Source organism: Roseivivax lentus, from assembly GCF_900156805.1.
Lineage (GTDB): Bacteria > Pseudomonadota > Alphaproteobacteria > Rhodobacterales > Rhodobacteraceae > Roseivivax > Roseivivax lentus.
On sequence record NZ_FTOQ01000004.1, the window covers coordinates 289591 to 304226 of the forward strand.

17 protein-coding genes are annotated in these 14636 nt (G+C 67.6%); 10 read left to right on the forward strand and 7 right to left on the reverse strand.

The window, feature by feature from the left end:
- Positions 1 to 24 precede the first annotated feature (24 nt).
- Positions 25 to 405, reverse strand: a complete 381-nt coding sequence (locus tag BW990_RS10160) for a hypothetical protein (protein WP_076447837.1) — start codon at positions 403 to 405, stop codon at positions 25 to 27.
- Between the two features lie 150 nt (positions 406 to 555).
- Here BW990_RS10160 and BW990_RS10165 point away from each other — a divergent pair, with 150 nt between their 5' ends.
- The gene (locus tag BW990_RS10165) at positions 556 to 1209 is read left to right on the forward strand and encodes a carbonic anhydrase (RefSeq protein ID WP_076447839.1); all 654 of its coding nucleotides are present in this window, start codon (positions 556 to 558) and stop codon (positions 1207 to 1209) included.
- 9 nt (positions 1210 to 1218) lie between these two features.
- Here the strand turns inward: BW990_RS10165 and BW990_RS10170 are convergent, their stop codons facing one another.
- A complete protein-coding gene (locus BW990_RS10170) occupies positions 1219 to 1539 on the reverse strand; it encodes a hypothetical protein (RefSeq protein WP_076447842.1) in 321 nt (106 codons plus the stop codon).
- Positions 1540 to 1672: 133 nt separating this feature from the next.
- On the opposite strand from BW990_RS10170, the gene BW990_RS10175 reads away from it, so the two are divergent.
- On the forward strand, positions 1673 to 2176 hold the full coding sequence (locus BW990_RS10175) for a hypothetical protein (protein ID WP_076447845.1): 504 nt from the start codon (positions 1673 to 1675) through the stop codon (positions 2174 to 2176).
- On the opposite strand, the gene BW990_RS10180 is transcribed toward BW990_RS10175, so the two are convergent.
- A complete protein-coding gene (locus BW990_RS10180; protein ID WP_076447848.1) occupies positions 2173 to 3195 on the reverse strand; it encodes an aspartate-semialdehyde dehydrogenase in 1023 nt (340 codons plus the stop codon). The genes BW990_RS10175 and BW990_RS10180 overlap by 4 nt on opposite strands.
- Positions 3196 to 3340: 145 nt before the next feature.
- Positions 3341 to 4183: an LOG family protein gene (locus tag BW990_RS10185; RefSeq protein ID WP_076447851.1), complete on the reverse strand. Its 843-nt coding sequence runs from the start codon at positions 4181 to 4183 to the stop codon at positions 3341 to 3343.
- Positions 4184 to 4322: 139 nt separating this feature from the next.
- On the opposite strand from BW990_RS10185, the gene dapD reads away from it, so the two are divergent.
- The 4 genes from dapD to BW990_RS10205 all read left to right on the forward strand — a co-directional run bounded on the left by dapD (position 4323) and on the right by BW990_RS10205 (position 6981).
- Positions 4323 to 5150: a 2,3,4,5-tetrahydropyridine-2,6-dicarboxylate N-succinyltransferase gene (dapD, locus tag BW990_RS10190; protein WP_076447853.1), complete on the forward strand. Its 828-nt coding sequence runs from the start codon at positions 4323 to 4325 to the stop codon at positions 5148 to 5150.
- Positions 5151 to 5252: 102 nt separating this feature from the next.
- Entirely contained in the window at positions 5253 to 6281 is a 1029-nt protein-coding gene (locus tag BW990_RS10195) for a sodium:calcium antiporter (RefSeq protein WP_076447856.1), read from the forward strand.
- 48 nt (positions 6282 to 6329) lie between these two features.
- A complete protein-coding gene (locus BW990_RS10200) occupies positions 6330 to 6575 on the forward strand; it encodes a GlsB/YeaQ/YmgE family stress response membrane protein (RefSeq protein ID WP_076447858.1) in 246 nt (81 codons plus the stop codon).
- Positions 6576 to 6639: 64 nt separating this feature from the next.
- A complete protein-coding gene (locus BW990_RS10205) occupies positions 6640 to 6981 on the forward strand; it encodes a hypothetical protein (protein WP_076447993.1) in 342 nt (113 codons plus the stop codon).
- Positions 6982 to 6990: 9 nt separating this feature from the next.
- Here the strand turns inward: BW990_RS10205 and BW990_RS10210 are convergent, their stop codons facing one another.
- On the reverse strand, positions 6991 to 8064 hold the full coding sequence (locus BW990_RS10210) for a Hint domain-containing protein (RefSeq protein WP_076447861.1): 1074 nt from the start codon (positions 8062 to 8064) through the stop codon (positions 6991 to 6993).
- Between the two features lie 234 nt (positions 8065 to 8298).
- Between BW990_RS10210 and dapE the strand changes: the two genes are divergently transcribed.
- The 4 genes from dapE (at position 8299) to BW990_RS10230 (ending at position 13597) form a co-directional block, all read left to right on the forward strand.
- Positions 8299 to 9441: a succinyl-diaminopimelate desuccinylase gene (gene dapE, locus BW990_RS10215; protein ID WP_407690131.1), complete on the forward strand. Its 1143-nt coding sequence runs from the start codon at positions 8299 to 8301 to the stop codon at positions 9439 to 9441.
- Positions 9438 to 9857, forward strand: a complete 420-nt coding sequence (locus tag BW990_RS10220) for a GNAT family N-acetyltransferase (protein ID WP_076447867.1) — start codon at positions 9438 to 9440, stop codon at positions 9855 to 9857. The genes dapE and BW990_RS10220 overlap by 4 nt, the downstream gene beginning before the upstream one ends.
- A 42-nt stretch (positions 9858 to 9899) precedes the next feature.
- Positions 9900 to 12203 carry a ribonuclease R gene (rnr, locus tag BW990_RS10225; RefSeq protein WP_076447869.1) on the forward strand — a complete coding sequence of 768 codons (2304 nt, stop codon included), beginning with the start codon at positions 9900 to 9902 and terminating at the stop codon, positions 12201 to 12203.
- 110 nt (positions 12204 to 12313) lie between these two features.
- On the forward strand, positions 12314 to 13597 hold the full coding sequence (locus BW990_RS10230; protein ID WP_076447871.1) for a lytic murein transglycosylase: 1284 nt from the start codon (positions 12314 to 12316) through the stop codon (positions 13595 to 13597).
- A 58-nt stretch (positions 13598 to 13655) separates the two neighbouring features.
- Here BW990_RS10230 and BW990_RS10235 read toward each other — a convergent pair whose 3' ends face one another.
- Both BW990_RS10235 and BW990_RS10240 read right to left on the reverse strand, forming a co-directional pair.
- Positions 13656 to 14147, reverse strand: a complete 492-nt coding sequence (locus tag BW990_RS10235; protein WP_234990209.1) for a hypothetical protein — start codon at positions 14145 to 14147, stop codon at positions 13656 to 13658.
- Positions 14147 to 14629: an RNA pyrophosphohydrolase gene (locus BW990_RS10240; RefSeq protein ID WP_076447876.1), complete on the reverse strand. Its 483-nt coding sequence runs from the start codon at positions 14627 to 14629 to the stop codon at positions 14147 to 14149. Before BW990_RS10240 ends, BW990_RS10235 begins: the two co-directional genes overlap by 1 nt.
- Between the last annotated feature and the right edge of the window lie 7 nt (positions 14630 to 14636).

Consider the following 14636-nt stretch of genomic DNA (forward strand, 5'->3'; position numbering starts at 1 on the left):
CGCGCCGATGCGCGGCCGGTTCCGTCAGGGAAGCAGGCCGGGACGGTCCCACAGGGCCAGGAGCGACTTTTCACCAGTGCGCAGCAGCCGCGCGAGCGTCGCGGCCAGGGCCACGCTGTCGCCCGCCTCAAGGCAGGCGCGGCAATCGCGGGCGACGCGCACGAGGCCCACCATGCCGATCTGCCGGGCGATGGCGGTCACGCGGCGCAGGCCGTTGCCGAGCTCCAGCCAATCGTCGCCGCGAAAGGCGCGCTCGGCCTCGGCAAGGCGCAGGGCCAGTTCCTCCATCGCGCGGCAGACCGCTTCTTCCGCCGCCGATGGCCCCATATCTCCGTAAAGATCGGAGAGAATTTCGATATCCAGTCGCGCAGGTTCCTGCGGCGCGAGCATACTGATCGGTGCCATGACATGGCTTCCTTCATCCAATTACCCCTTTCACCCGGGCATCACCCTGCCACAACGTCCTTCAGAAAAGGTTTCGGGCCGCATGCCTTTTCCCTCGAATTTCGTTCAAATCGCCCTTATCCGAAGAGGATGAAGCCTTCGGAGACCCGCATGCAGTTCGTCCGCCCCCTGCCGAGCTACCTCGTCACGCGCTATCACGGCTGGAAGGCCACGGCCTATGCGGACAACAGCGCGTGGTATCGCAGGCTTGCGGTGGAAGGACAGCGGCCGCGGGCGATGGTGATCTCCTGCTGCGACAGCCGGGTGCATGTCACCTCGATCTTCGGCGCGGATCAGGGCGAGTTCTTCATCCATCGCAACATCGCCAATCTCGTGCCGCCCTACGAGCCCGACGGCAACCAGCACGGCACCTCGGCGGCGGTCGAATACGCGGTGACGGCGCTGCACGTGTCGCACCTGATCGTGCTTGGCCATTCGAGCTGCGGCGGGGTTCAGGGTTGCCTCGACATGTGCAACGGCAAGGCCCCGGCGCTCGAGGAGAAGACCAGTTTCGTGGGGCGCTGGATGGATATCCTGCGACCGGGCTTCGACCGCGTTCAGGCGCGCGAGGTGGACGAAGCGGGTGCGGCGCGGGCGCTGGAAAAGGAAGCGGTGCTCGTGTCGCTCGACAACCTGATGACCTTCCCTTTCGTCAAGAGCGCGGTCGAGTCGGGCGCGTTGTCGCTGCACGGCCTGTGGACCGATATCGCCGAAGGCAGCCTGGAGCAGTTCGATCCGGCCCGGGGGGTCTACGCGGCGGTCTGAGCGGCCGGGTCAGGCGATCCAGCCGGACCGGCCATCGCGGCCGGTCTTGAGCTGCAGACGCCCGAAGCGCGCGGCAAGATCGGCCAGGGGTTCGCCCAGATCGCGACCGGTGCAAAGCGGCCGGCCATCGTCATGCGACAGGATCACGAGGCGACCCTCCCGGAAGACGAGGTCGTAGCCCCGCGCCGAAAGCGCGGCGACCAGATCGGCCCAGGTCTGGGCGCGCTCGAAGATCGGCCTGAGAAAACCACGGACCAGCGCGGCGGTCTCGCAATCGAGGCGCGGTGGCAGGGCGTGGGATGCGGCTTCGGAATTGTTTGCAAGGTGCATGATCTGCCTCGGTATTTTGTTTTTTTCACTATGCCGCTGATTCGGGGCAGAATTAGGACCGGGTCGGACCTTTTCTCCAGATTGTGGCCTTGTGGTTACCATCTCTTAACGGCAGCGCGCGTAGCTTTCGGGCATGGAGCGTTTCGACCTTTTCCTGCCCCCTGATCTGCGCCGCGCGACGGAACAGGCCGCGCGGGCCGCCGATATCTCGCCCGGGGATCTGATCCGGCGGGCGCTGGCCGCCGATCTGCGCCGCAGGGCCTGCCCGGCGAAGACGCCCAACCGGGCGGATGAGCAGCTCCTCGGCCCCTTGCGGGTCCTCCTCGCGCGGGATTTCGCGGCGGCGCGAAGCTGGGACGAGCTGACCGCGCGGCTGCGCGCCAAAGGCTACGCGCTGCACGAGGCCGGCGGCGGCCTCGCGCTCCATTCCCATCCCGAGGGCCTGCGCCTTTGCAAGGCCTCCGAGCTCGGTCATTCCTGCGGGGCGCTGATGCGCCGCTACGGCGCGCCCTTTCCCGGGCACGCGCATCACCATCTCGCGGCCCGGCTTCTCGACACGCAAACGCCGCCGCCCCGGATGTGGGACGGCGGCGGCGATGCGGATGATGACGATTTCCAGGTGATCGAGGACGATTAGCCCTTCTTCAGCACCCGGTTGCCCAGCGTCTCGGCGATCTGCACAGCGTTGAGCGCCGCGCCCTTGCGCAGGTTGTCCGACACGCACCACAGGTTCAGGCCGTTGTCGATCGTGGAATCCTGCCGGATGCGGCTGATGAAGGTCGCGTAATCGCCGACGCATTCGATCGGCGTGACGTAGCCGCCGTCCTCGCGCTTGTCGATCACCATGATGCCGGGCGCCTCGCGCAGGATATCGCGGGCCTCGTCCTCATCGAGATGTTCCTCGGTCTCGATATTGATCGATTCCGCGTGGCCCACGAAGACCGGCACGCGCACGCAGGTCGCGGTGACCTTGATCGAGGCATCGACGATCTTCTTGGTCTCGGCGACCATCTTCCACTCTTCCTTGGTGGAGCCGTCCTCGAGGAAGACGTCGATATGCGGGATCACGTTGAAGGCGATCTGCTTGGGATAGACCTTCGGCGGCACGCTGTCGGTCGGGTTGTAGACAGCCTTGGTCTGGTTCCACAGCTCGTCCATCGCCTCCTTGCCGGAGCCCGACACCGACTGGTAGGTCGAGACCACCACGCGCTTGATCTTCGCGCGGTCATGGATCGGCTTCAGCGCCACGACCATCTGCGCGGTGGAGCAGTTCGGGTTGGCGATGATGTTCTTCTTGGCATAGCCCTCGACCGCCTCGGGGTTCACTTCCGGCACCACCAGCGGCACGTCCGGGTCGTAGCGGTAGAGCGAGGAATTATCGATCACGATGCAGCCCGCCTTGGCCGCCTTCGGGGCGTATTTCTTCGTCGCGTCGGACCCGATGGCGAAGAGCGCGATGTCCCAGCCGGTGAAATCGAACGTGTCGAGATCCTGCGTCTTGTGGGTCGCATCGCCGAAGCTCACCTCGGTGCCGAGCGACCGGCGCGAGGCCAGCGCGGCCAGCTCGTCGACCGGGAATTCCCGCTCCGCGAGGATGTTCAGCATTTCGCGGCCCACATTGCCCGTGGCGCCTACGACGGCAACTTTGTAGCCCATTTGATCGGCTCCTGTGCTGTTGGCCGGACGGAGACATACCGCCCGGTCTTGAATTGCGACGCTATCTAACGCAGCCCGCGTGAAGGGGAAAGGGGCGCAGCGCGGGTCCGCTGCTGCGCCCGGGCCCGGCCCGCGCGTCAGCGCCTCAGCGCGGCGGAAGCCGGTCGCGCGCGGGCTCGACCGGCCATTTGGCGATTTCCTCCAGCGCCTCGTCGGCGGTCTCCACGAAGCGGAAAAGCTCGAGATCATCGGCGCCGATCGTGCCCGCCTCCGCGAGCGCCTCCCAGTTGACGATCGAGCGCCAGAACGCCTCGCCGAAAAGCAGCACCGGCACGCGGTTCATCCGGCCCGTCTGGATCAGCGTCAGCGCCTCGAACAGCTCGTCGAGCGTGCCGAACCCGCCCGGGAACACGCAGATCGCCCGCGCCCGCATCAGGAAGTGCATCTTGCGGATCGCGAAGTAGTGGAAATTGAAGGTCAGCTCCGGCGTCACATAGGAGTTCGGTGCCTGTTCGTGCGGCAGCACGATATTCAGCCCGACGGACCGTCCGCCCGCCTCCTCCGCGCCGCGGTTTCCTGCCTCCATCACGCCCGGACCGCCGCCGGTAACCACCGCATCGCTGCCGCCATGGGCCTTGAGCGACTGCTCCGTCAGGACGCGCGCGAACTTGCGCGCTTCCTCGTAATAGCGCGACAGATCGGCCAGCGTCTCGGTGCGGGCCTTGTGCTTGCGCTCGGGCGCGGGGATGCGCGCGCCGCCGAACATCACCACGGTGGTCTCGATCCCGGCCTCGTCGAGCAGCATCTCGGTCTTGAGAAGCTCCAGCTGCAGCCGGACCGGGCGCAGCTCGGGGCGGACCATGAACTCGTGATCGGTGAAGGCGAGCCTGTAGGCCGGAGACCGCGTCTGCGGCGTGTCCGGAACTTCGGAAGCGGTCTTGCGATCCCGGCCCGCATCGCGGAACTGGCTCTTGCGGTTATCCTTCATCGGGCCTCCGGCAGTGATGTGCTTGGCAGACCTAGCCCGGATCGGCGGCGCCCGCCAGCACCTGCAGAGCGGCTTTCCTTGGGCCGAGCCGCGCGCTAAGAGGGCGCAACCCGAAACGACAGCGAAGGAACCAAGGCCCATGGATATCGCCCAGCTCGAAGCTGCCATCGAGAGCGCCTGGGAGGCGCGCGCCGACATCACGCCCGACACCAAGGGCGAGACCCGTGATGCCATCGAAGAGACGCTGGAGGCGCTCGATTCGGGCAAGCTGCGCGTCGCCGAGAAGCTGGAAAGCGGCGACTGGCACGTCAACCAATGGGCCAAGAAGGCCGTGCTCCTGGGCTTCCGCATCAAGGACATGGAAAAGCATTCCGGCGGACCGCAGGGCGGCACCTGGTGGGATAAGGTCGACAGCAAGTTCGAGGGCTGGAAGAAGAAGGACTGGAAAGAGGCGGGCTTCCGCGCTGTTCCCAATTGCATCGTGCGCAAATCGGCCTTCATCGCGCCCGGCGTCGTGCTGATGCCGTCTTTCGTCAATCTCGGCGCCTATGTGGACGAGGGCACGATGGTCGACACCTGGGCCACGGTCGGCTCCTGCGCGCAGATCGGCAAGAACGTGCACCTCTCGGGCGGCGTCGGCATCGGCGGCGTGCTGGAGCCGATGCAGGCCGGGCCCACCATCATCGAGGACAATTGCTTCATCGGGGCGCGGTCCGAGGTGGTCGAGGGCTGCATCGTGCGCGAAGGCGCCGTCCTCGGCATGGGCGTCTATATCGGCAAGTCCACCAAGATCGTCGACCGCGAGACGGGCGAGTTCACCTATGGCGAGGTGCCGCCCTATTCGGTGGTCGTCTCGGGCTCCATGCCGTCGAAGAACGGTGTGAACCTCTACTGCGCGGTGATCGTGAAGCGCGTGGACGAGCAGACCCGCTCCAAGGTCGGGATCAACGAGCTTCTGCGCGACTGATCCCGCGCGCCGCATCCTGCGCGGCGTCCGCGCGGCTTCTGCGCGGATTGAAACAAATCTGCGGCCCGGTGGTTGTCCGAGTGACAGAGCCGGGCCGTTTTCATGATCGCAAGCCTTCCATCGCCGCTTCTCTTCGCCGTGTTCGCCCTTGCCGCGACCGCAGTGGTGATCGCGTCGATCAAGGCGACGCGCCTCGCGGACATCATTGCCGACCGCACCCAGATCGGCGAGGCGATGGCGGGCGGTCTGATCCTCGGCGGCGCGACCTCTCTGGCGGGCGTGGTGGTGTCGGTCAACGCCGCCGCCTCGGGGGATGCCAGCTACGCCTTCTCGAACGCGGTGGGCGGCATAGCGGCGCAGACGTTGTTCCTCGCCATCGCCGATCTGCTGCACAAGCGCGCCAATCTCGAACATGCCGCTGCGGAGCCTGCCAACCTTTTCCAGGCGGTGATGCTGATCATCCTTCTCAGCATTCCGCTCTGCGCCATGTCGGGGCCGGATATCGCCTATCTCGGCATTCACCCGGCCTCGGTGCTGCTGTTTCTCGTCTATCTGGCCGGTGTCCGGCTGGCCGCCTCGGTGCGCGAGGATCCGATGTGGCGCCCGGTGCGCACCTCGGATACCCGCCACGATGCGCCCGAGGATGCGGAGGAAGCGGGCCACTCTGTGCGCGGCCCGGCGCTGCAATTTGCAGGACTTGTGGCCATCATGGGACTGGGCGGCTGGGTCATCAGCCAGGCGGGCGGGGTGTTCATCTCGCGCTTCGGGCTGTCCTCGTCGCTGGTGGGCGCCGTGATCACCGCCGTGGTCACCTCGCTGCCGGAATTCGTCACCACGCTGGTGGCGGTGCGCCGCGGCGCCCTGCAGCTCGCGGTGGGCGGGATCATCGGCGGCAACACCTTCGACACGCTGTTCCTCGTGGCGGGCGACATCGCCTATCGCGACGGATCGCTGTACCACGCCACCGGCACGAACGACGCCTATTGGCTGGCCACGGGCCTTCTGATGACCGCCGTCCTGCTGGCCGGCCTGATCCTGCGCCAGCGCGAGGGGCCAGGCCGCATCGGCATCGAGAGCGTGCTGATGATGGGGATTTACCTCACCGCGCTCGTGACGGAGATATTCGCATGACCCGGTGCGACCGGGCAGACGGGGCGCAGACAGAAAAGGAGAGACGTCATGGGACTTGGATTTTTCGGATCGATCATCGTCGGCGGCCTTGCCGGCTGGTTCGCGAGCATGATCATGAAGGCCGATACCGGGCTGTTCCTGAACATCATCCTCGGGATCGTCGGGGCGATCTTCGCCAACTGGCTCCTGGGCATCCTCGGCATCATGGCCTCGGGATGGTGGGTGTCGCAACTGGTCGTGGGCCTGATCGGCGCCTGCATCCTGATCGGCGGCTGGCGCGCGATCAAGCGCTAGGGCCGGAGGCGGCGGGCGGCATGGTTGTTGACAAGCCCCCGCATTGCCCATCATGCACGCGCGCATGACCAAGACCGGATCGAAACAGAAAGTCTACACGCTGGTCGTGGAACTCGGGCGCAAGTCCGGCGACGGCTTGCCCGATGGCGCGACCGGCGCGGCGCTGATGTGCTACGCGTCGGGCGTCGATGAGGCCGAGGCCGTGCGCGAGACCGTGGCGATCCTGAAACAGGCGGATATGGCGCCGCTCGATGTCACGGGCTACGGCACCGAGGACGAGCGCCGTGAGGCCGGGCACGAGATCGACGCCGAGGAACGAGCCCTCATGGCCCGCGCCCTCGAGGAGAATTCCGTCGTGGTGGCCCAGATCACCCCGTATTTCGACAAGGCCACCCACAAGGGCTGAACGCGCCGATCAGGCCGCGCGTGCCTCGGCCAGCGTCACCGCCTCGAAGGGACGCAGAACCTGGTAGCCCGCGCGCACATGCTCGGGAAAGCTCGCCCGATCCATATCCGCCAGAAGCGTCGCCGGAACGAGCGCGCGCTTGCGCCGCAAGCGGCCCAGATAGAGGCTTTCGAAGGCGGCCCCCGCGATCAGAAGCGCATCATGGCGCGGCAGCACGAACTGGAAATACTGCACGAAACTGCGCCGGGTATCCCGCAGGCCGGTGAAGCCGTTGGACAACGCATCCGCCGGGATCAGCACCGCCTCGTGACCGAAGATGTATTCCACCTCGGACCCGCCGATCACCAGCCGCTGATGCGGCGCAACGGTCACGTCCCGCACGAGCCCCAGATAGGGCGCGCGCAGCCGCACGGGCTGGAAGGAGCCGAGCGCCGGCACCGTGCGCTGGACCACTTTCAGCACCGGCTGCAGGCTGCCGCCTAGCGTGCGGACAAGCTCGCCCTTGCGGATGTCGCAGGCGCGCTTGGTGCCGTGCTGCGTCTCGATCACCGCGTTGCTGGCCAGCGCGGGCTGCGGCCCCACGGGCTCGATCGCGTCCGAAACGGCGAAGAACAGCACATCCGCATCCCGTTCGCAAAGCTGCGGGCGATGGATCATCGTGTAGATATCCTCGAGCATCAGCGGCGGCGGGGGCGGCGTCTCGATCATCCGGAAACCCGCGCTTTCCGGCCGCTCCACCGACAGCCGGCCCCAGCGCGCCGGCGCGTCCCACGAAAAGGTCAGCCGCAGCGTTTCCGTCCGGGCGCCGCTTTCCGGCGGGATCACGGTGTGGAAATGCGATCCACCCTGGTTCAGCACCACCACGACGCCGCCGCCGGGCACTGCCTGCAGCGAAATGCGCCCCGTCCAGGGATGCCGCCGTTCGTAACCCAGAAGCGTCTGCGGCCGCCCGTGGGGCGACAGGCGCGTTTCGATCACGAGGGAGCCGCGGATCAGGAACTGGTTCCGGCTGACCAGGTCCGGCCCGAACCTGTCGGGACAGGTCCAGTCGATATCGTTTCCGGACAACGCGATCCAGCTCATGCCGCGCGGCCTTGCCGGCGCGGCGCCATGCAATGCATCCGGCCCGTTGCCTGTGTCACGTTATCTGCCTTCGCCTCTGTCGCCCGTTTCCGCGAAATGCCGCAGATCGGGCGCCCGTTTTGCCGCGATGGTAACCGCGCGCTTGCGGCGATACTTAACACTTCTTCGAAATTCGTCGATAACCCGGCAAGTTGCGCGGCATTCGCGCCACAGATGCCCGTCCGAGGAGGTCCCGTGCCCACCGATCCCGTTCGCCTCACCGCCGACCTGATCCGCTGTCCATCCATCACCCCCGAAGAGGGCGGTGCCTTGACGCTGCTGCAAAGCACGCTCGAGGCGGCGGGCTTCACCTGCACCCGCGTCGACCGGGGCGGCGTCGCGAACCTCTTCGCCCGTTGGGGCGCGCAGGGCCACGCGCGGACCTTCGGGTTCAACGGCCACACCGACGTGGTGCCGCTGGGCGACCCCGACGCGTGGTCCGTCGACCCCTTCGGCGCGGCGGAAAAGGACGGCTACCTCTGGGGCCGGGGCGCCACAGACATGAAGTCGGGCGTCGCGGCCTTCGTCGCGGCGGCGTTCGATTTCGTCACCGACACGCCCCCCGACGGCGCGCTGATCCTCGCCATCACCGGCGACGAGGAGGGCCCGGCGGTCGACGGGACGCGCGCGTTGCTCGACTGGATGGAGGGCGCGGGCGAGGCGATGGATGTCTGCCTCGTGGGCGAGCCTACCTGCCCCTCGGAAATGGGCGAGATGATGAAGATCGGGCGGCGCGGATCGATGTCGGCCTGGATCACGACGCGCGGCGTGCAGGGGCACGCGGCCTATCCGCATCGTGCGAAGAACCCGTGCCATGCGCTCCTCAGGCTTCTGGACCGGCTGGCCGCGCACGAGCTCGACCAGGGCACCGATCACTTCGATGCTTCCTCGCTGCAGGTCGTCAGCATGGATGTGGGCAACCCGGCCACCAACGTGATCCCGGCCGAGGCGCGGGGCCTTCTGAACATCCGTTTCAACGACAGCCATTCCGGGGCATCGCTGTCCGATTGGCTGCGCGACGAGGTCGCGAAGGTCGATGCGGCGTTCGGCACCAGGACGGAGATGGAGATCAAGATCTCCGGCGAGGCCTTCCTGACCCCGCCCGGGCCACTCTCCGATCTGGTCGCCCGCGCGGTCGAGGCCGAGACCGGCATCGCGCCGGTCCTGTCGACCACGGGCGGCACGTCCGATGCCCGTTTCGTGCGCGATCACTGCCCGGTCGTGGAATTCGGCCTCGTGGGCGAGACGATGCACCAGGTCGACGAGCGGGTCCGGACCGATCACGTGCACCAGCTGAAGGCGATATATACCCGCATCCTGGCGGATTATTTCGCGTGACGCTGAGCATCGCCGAGGCCACGGATTTCGCGCCGGTCCGCGCACTGCGCATGGCGGTTTTCGTGCGCGAACAGGGCTTCACCGAGGCCTCCGAGTTCGACGGGCTCGATAGGGCGGCGCGGCATCTTCTGGCCTCGGACGGCGGGGCGCCCATCGGTTGCGCGCGGCTTTACATGGCAGACGGCGAAGGCCGGATCGGACGCATCTGCGTGCTGCCGGAGGGGCGCGGCCGCGGCGTCGGCGCCGCCCTTGTCCGGGCCGGGCTGCAGCATTTCGCGGACCGCGGCGTGGGCATCGTGGCGCTTGGCGCGCAGGTCCGGGCGATGCCGTTCTATGCAAGCCTCGGCTTCTTGCCCTACGGCGCGGATTACGACGACGAAGGCGTGCCGCACCGGATGATGCGCCGCGCCCCCTGATCCCGCGTGACGCCCCCCCATGCGCGTGCTAGGTGGCGCGTCATGGCAAAGCTTCCCACCAAGGCGGAGATCCTCGACTGGATCGCCGAGAACCCCACGCAGACGGCCAAGCGCGACATCGCGAAGGCCTTCGGCATCAAGGGTGCCCAGCGCATCGACCTGAAGAAAATCCTCAAGGATCTCGAGGCCGAGGGGCATCTCGAAAAGCGTCAGAAGACCTATCGCGATCCCGACCGCCTGCCCCCGGTCAGCGTGCTCGAAGTGCGCGCGCCGAACGACGATGGCGATCTCTTCGCCAAGCCTATGGAATGGAACGGCAGCGGGGCGGAACCGCGCATCCTGATCGTTGCGCGCGAAAGCGATCCGGCGCTGGGGGCGGGCGACCGCATCCTCGCGCGCCTGCAGGAGGTGAAGGCCGAGGACCACCATTACGAGGCGCGGCTCATCCGCCGGATCGGGTCGAACCCGCTGAAGATCGTGGGGATCTTCCGCAAAAACTCCGAAGGCGGCGCGATCAAGCCCATCGACAAGGGGGCGGATCGCGAATGGCGCGTGGCGCCCGATGCCAGCGGCGGCGCCAAGGACGGCGAACTGGTCGAGGCCGAACAGATCGGCCCCAAGGGCCGCATGGGCAATCCCCGCGCCCGCATCACCGCGCGGCTCGGCGATCCGTCCGAGCCCCGGGCGGTGTCGCTGATCGCGATCCACCAGCACGGTATTCCCGACGCCTTCCCCGACGAAGTGATCCACGAGGCCGACCGCATGACGCCCGCGGGACTTGGCGACCGGGTCGACCTGCGGGACATGGACCTCATCACCATCGACCCCGCGGATGCGCGCGACCGCGACGACGCGGTCTTCGCCATGCCCGATGACGACCCGAAGAACGCGGGCGGGTTCGTCCTCTGGGTCGCGATTGCCGATGTGGCGCATTACGTGCGCCCCGGCTCCGCGCTCGATCGCGAGGCCCGCAAACGCGGCAATTCCAGCTATTTCCCCGACCGCGTCGTGCCGATGCTGCCCGACCGGCTGTCGGGCGATCTCTGCTCCCTGCACGAAGGTGTGCCGCGCGCCTGCGTCGCCGTGCGCATGGTGATCGACGGCGAGGGCAACAAGAAAAGCCACCGTTTCGTGCGCGGGCTGATGCTGTCCTCCGCCGCGCTGACCTACCAGGAGGTGCAGGCCGCGCGCGACGGCGCGCCCAACGACAGGACCGCGCCCCTGACCGAGCACGTGATCGCGCCGCTCTACGACGCCTATGCCGCCTTGCGCGCCGCGCGTGCGCAGCGCCAGCCCCTCGATCTCGACCTGCCGGAGCGCCGCATCCAGCTCTCAGAGGACGGCCATGTGGAAAGCGTGAATTTCGTCGACCGGCTGGATGCGCACCGCCTGATCGAGGAATTCATGGTGCTCGCGAATGTCTCCGCAGCCGAGACGCTGAGCGCCAAGAAGACGCCGCTTCTCTTCCGCGTCCACGAGGAGCCGCCCGACGACAAGCTCGACACCTTGCGCGACACCGCTGAGGCGGCGGGCCTCACGCTGGCCAAGGGGCAGGTGCTGAAGACCTCGCATCTGAACCAGCTTCTGGCGCAGGCCGCGGGTTCGGACGAGGCGGAGCTCATCAACCTGTCGACGCTGCGGGCGATGACGCAGGCGTATTACAGCCCGAAGAATTTCGGACATTTCGGCCTCGCGCTGCGCAATTACGCGCATTTCACCTCGCCCATCCGGCGCTATTCCGACCTGATCGTGCACCGCGCGCTGATCACCGCGCATGGCTGGGGCGATGACGGGCTGTCCGAGGGCGATCTCGACAAGCTCGACGCCACGGCGCAGCACATCTCCGAAACCGAGCGGCGCTCGATGGTGGCCGAGCGCGACACGACCGACCGCTACCTCGCGGCCTTCCTGTCGGATCGCGTGGGGGCCGAGTTCACCGGACGGATTTCCGGCATCGCCAAGTTCGGGGTCTTCGTGAAGCTCGACGAGACCGGCGCGGACGGGCTGATCCCGATGCGCAATCTCGGGCGCGAATATTTCCACTTCGACCGCGACGAAGGCACCCTCATGGGGTCCGAGACCGGCACGGTGATCGGGCTCGGCCAGCGCGTCACGGTGAAGCTGACCGAGGCCGCACCGGTCACGGGCGGCATCGCCTTCGAGCTGATCACGCTCGAGGATCGCGAGATGCCGCAGGGGACGGGACGCGGGGGCCGCGGCGGACCGGGACGCTTCGGCGGGCGCGGCAAGAAGCCCGGCACGTCGCCCAAGCGCAAGCTCGCGCGCGCCAAGAAGAAGGACAGCAAGACCGGCAAGGTGAAAGCCCGCCGATCCCGCCAGCGCTAATCGGCAAAGCATCGCGCGCGGGCGATCGCGCGCTTTGCCGCCGGGCGCGACTGGCGTAGGCTGCGACGCAAAAGAGCAGCCCGTTTCACCCGTCACATGCAGGTTTCGTGATGCGCATTCCCGTTCTCTCCGCCGTTCTTCTGTCGTTCGTGGCGATTGCCCCGCCCGCCGGCGCCGAGGCCCCTTTCGAGGGGCCGCGTCCGAAGGCTCGCCCGATTGTCCTCGCCTCGGCCGAGGTCACGTCGCTGGCCAGCCTCTCCGCCCTGTCCCAACAGGGGTTCGAGCGCTGGATCGCCGGGTTCCGGCGGACCGCGCGCGCGGCCGGGATCTCGGACCGGACCTATGACGCGGCCTTCGCCAGCGCGCGGTTCGATCCGAAGATCGTGGAGCGGGACCGCCGCCAGAACGAGTTCACCAAGACGATCTGGGATTACCTCGACACCGCGGTGTCCGATGCGCGCGTGGCCAACGGCCGCCGCGCGCTGGCCGATCACCGCGCGACACTGCAAGAGATCGAGGCGCAATACGGCGTTCCGGCCGAGGTTGTCACCGCCATCTGGGGCCTCGAATCGGCATATGGCGGCTATCGCGGCGACACGCCCACCCTCGCCGCGCTGGCGACGCTGGCCTATGAAGGCCGCCGCGCGGAGTTTTTCGAAGGCGAGGTGCTGGCCGCGCTGACCATCCTCGAGACCGGCGAGACGACGCCCGACCGGCTGCGCGGCTCGTGGGCAGGGGCGATGGGGCACACGCAGTTCATGCCGTCATCCTATCTCGATCTGGCCATCGACCATACCGGCGACGGGCGGCGCGATATCTGGTCGGACGATCCGCGCGACGCTCTGGCCTCGTCCGCAGCCTACCTGCAGCACCATGGCTGGCAGACGGACGTGCCCTGGGGCATCGAGGTCCTGTTGCCGGAGCCCTTCGATTACATGCAGGCCCGCCGCGACAACACCATGACGCTTGAGGCATGGCGCGACCTGGGCGTCGTGCCCGTGGGTCAACCCGACATGCCCGATGGCACGGCGCTGTCGTTGCTGCTGCCCGCGGGCGCCGATGGCGCGGCCTTCCTGATCTCGGAGAATTTCGAGGTGCTGGAGCGGTACAACACCGCCGATGCCTATGTCATCGCGGTGGGGCACCTGGCTGACCGGATCGCGGGCGCGGGTCCGCTGACCGGCGACTGGCCCCGGACGGACCGGGCGCTGACCTTCGACGAGCGGATCGAGCTGCAGACCCGGCTGCGCGCCGCCGGCTTCGACCCGGAAAAGATCGACGGCCGGATCGGGCCGCTGACGATCTCGGCGGTCCGCACCTACCAGCGGGCGCAGGGCGTGCGGCCCGACGGCTACGTGTCGCTTCGGGTGCTGGAACGGTTGCGCGACGGCTGATCCGGGCGCGAGATTTTTCGCAAAAATCTCATCGGAATTTTCACGAAAATTCCGTGCCTCACCGTCCGATCTTCGGCGTGCATCGCCCGCCGTTGAAGCAGCGGGTCACGGTCTCCAGCATTTCGGGCGTCGGATCGGGATAAAGCATGCCCGGACAGGGCGAGGCCATGGCCACGAAATCCGCGCCCTCCTGCTTGAGGAAGGCCAAGACATCCCCGCCGCTTTGCGCAGAACCGCACCAAGGACCGAAACACAGCACGCGCAGGGTGATGTCGCGCGTGAAGGTCCGGGTGAACCCCTCGGGGCCCAGCGATCCGCCGGCAATGCGCGCGGGAATGTCGGTTTCGGGCGGCGTCTCCTGCTGGCGGTCCATGTCCACCTCGGGCAGCCGCGCCTCGTCGAAGGTCAGCTTGCCGGTCACGACGATCCAGGCCGCGTCATCCTCCTCCGCGCGCTGGTAGTCGCGCGCGATGTCGGCGGGCAGGCAGGACAGGGCCAGCGCCGGCGCCGCGGTCAGGGTCAGACAGGCGGCAAGGATCGCGGCGCGCATCACAGGTGTTCCTTCAATTCGCCGATCACCGCGGCGTAGACGGGACGCTTGAAGGGCACGATCTGCTCCACCACGGCGTCCGGCGGCAGCCAGCGCCATTCGGAAAACTCGGGATGTGCGGTGGCGATGTTCACCTGGTCATCCTCGCCGAGAAAGCGCAGCAGGAACCACTTCTGGGTCTGGCCGCGATAGCGCCCCTTCCAGATCCGCGGCACGATGTGGTGCGGCAGGTCATAGGACAGCCAGTCGCGCGTTTCGGCCTCCTGCCGGACGAGGTCCGCCGGCACGCCGGTCTCCTCCCACAATTCCCGCAGCGCGGCCTCGGCGGGCGTTTCGCCGGGATCGATGCCGCCCTGGGGCATCTGCCAGGCGGGCTCCGGCGTTTCGAAGCGCTGGCCCACGAAGACCTCGCCTGCGGGATTGGCGAGGACCACGCCGACACAGGGACGATAGGGCAGCTTTGCGATCTCTTCGGGCGACATGACGGTC

Coding starts and splice junctions, on each gene's coding strand:
- dapD (WP_076447853.1), top strand. CDS start 4,323: ATGGATATCGCCCAGCTCGAAGCTGCCATCGAGAGCGCCTGGGAGGCG.
- BW990_RS10175 (WP_076447845.1), top strand. CDS start 1,673: ATGGAGCGTTTCGACCTTTTCCTGCCCCCTGATCTGCGCCGCGCGACG.
- BW990_RS10230 (WP_076447871.1), top strand. CDS start 12,314: ATGCGCATTCCCGTTCTCTCCGCCGTTCTTCTGTCGTTCGTGGCGATT.
- BW990_RS10240 (WP_076447876.1), bottom strand. CDS start 14,629: ATGTCGCCCGAAGAGATCGCAAAGCTGCCCTATCGTCCCTGTGTCGGC.
- BW990_RS10170 (WP_076447842.1), bottom strand. CDS start 1,539: ATGCACCTTGCAAACAATTCCGAAGCCGCATCCCACGCCCTGCCACCG.
- BW990_RS10160 (WP_076447837.1), bottom strand. CDS start 405: ATGGCACCGATCAGTATGCTCGCGCCGCAGGAACCTGCGCGACTGGAT.
- BW990_RS10185 (WP_076447851.1), bottom strand. CDS start 4,183: ATGAAGGATAACCGCAAGAGCCAGTTCCGCGATGCGGGCCGGGATCGC.
- BW990_RS10165 (WP_076447839.1), top strand. CDS start 556: ATGCAGTTCGTCCGCCCCCTGCCGAGCTACCTCGTCACGCGCTATCAC.
- BW990_RS10205 (WP_076447993.1), top strand. CDS start 6,640: ATGACCAAGACCGGATCGAAACAGAAAGTCTACACGCTGGTCGTGGAA.
- BW990_RS10195 (WP_076447856.1), top strand. CDS start 5,253: ATGATCGCAAGCCTTCCATCGCCGCTTCTCTTCGCCGTGTTCGCCCTT.
- BW990_RS10180 (WP_076447848.1), bottom strand. CDS start 3,195: ATGGGCTACAAAGTTGCCGTCGTAGGCGCCACGGGCAATGTGGGCCGC.
- BW990_RS10235 (WP_234990209.1), bottom strand. CDS start 14,147: ATGCGCGCCGCGATCCTTGCCGCCTGTCTGACCCTGACCGCGGCGCCG.
- BW990_RS10200 (WP_076447858.1), top strand. CDS start 6,330: ATGGGACTTGGATTTTTCGGATCGATCATCGTCGGCGGCCTTGCCGGC.
- rnr (WP_076447869.1), top strand. CDS start 9,900: ATGGCAAAGCTTCCCACCAAGGCGGAGATCCTCGACTGGATCGCCGAG.
- BW990_RS10210 (WP_076447861.1), bottom strand. CDS start 8,064: ATGAGCTGGATCGCGTTGTCCGGAAACGATATCGACTGGACCTGTCCC.